Raw genomic sequence first — 313 nt, 5'->3', positions numbered from 1 at the left:
CTGGTTGCCGACTCCCCGAGGCATATCGCAGGCTCCCACGTCCTTCATCGGCTCCTGATGCCAAGGCATCCACCGTATGCCCTAAAAAACTTGAACACACAAAACGATCAAAACAAATCGCAGACAAACAACAAAACCCCGCCACCAAAACCCCCGAAAGGGGCCCCAACAGCAAGATCCCGTCATTCGCCAGAGATGCTCGCGTCCACTGTGCAGTTCTCAAAAAACAACCGGGCCCACCAGAACCGCACCCCCGTCAGGAGATGCGGTCCAGGTCCCGCAGTCCGAGGCCACCAGGCAAACCGCCCGTTTC

Annotated in this window: 1 rRNA gene; it reads right to left on the bottom strand. The window is 57.8% G+C overall.

What is annotated here, in order from left to right:
* Positions 1–96, bottom strand: a 23S ribosomal RNA gene (locus E1293_RS47220); the annotation flags it as partial.
* Between the last annotated feature and the right edge of the window lie 217 nt (positions 97–313).

Source organism: Actinomadura darangshiensis (assembly GCF_004349235.1).
Lineage (GTDB): Bacteria > Actinomycetota > Actinomycetes > Streptosporangiales > Streptosporangiaceae > Spirillospora > Spirillospora darangshiensis.
The sequence above is the reverse complement of the archived record's forward strand: the minus strand, read 5'-3'. Positions and strand labels throughout refer to the sequence as shown.